The organism is Paraburkholderia sp. SIMBA_030, assembly GCF_046535245.1.
In the GTDB taxonomy this organism is placed as follows: Bacteria; Pseudomonadota; Gammaproteobacteria; order Burkholderiales; family Burkholderiaceae; genus Paraburkholderia.
In genome coordinates this window covers 1-279 of the sequence record NZ_JAWRXB010000330.1, presented here as the reverse complement: position 1 = coordinate 279, position 279 = coordinate 1, and the positions used below count along the sequence as shown (strand labels likewise).

Here is a 279-nt window from a genome sequence, read left to right as displayed (position 1 = left end):
CATGCCGTCAAGCCAACGACAGCGAACGACAGCCCACGAAGGCCGGCGCGGCGCCGCATAACAAGGACATCCCCATGACCACTCGCAGAAACTTCATCCAGATGCTCGGCGGCAGCGTGGCCGGGCTCGCCGCGCAAGGCGCGGGCTCGCTCGGCGGCCTGACCGGAATCGCCGGCGTGGGCGCGCTGACGGCCAGCGGCGCGGCGTCGGCGGCCGCGCCGCTCACCATCGCGTTTCCGACCGACGTGCCGTCATGGGATCCGCTCGTGCGCGTGGCGC

General features: G+C 72.4%; 1 protein-coding gene. It reads left to right on the top strand.

Features of this window, described 5'->3' with window-relative positions; translation table 11 throughout:
• Positions 1-74: 74 nt before the first annotated feature.
• Positions 75-279, top strand: a 205-nt coding sequence (locus SB772_RS40220) for a hypothetical protein (protein ID WP_410838545.1), incomplete at its 3' end; no start/stop codon positions are given.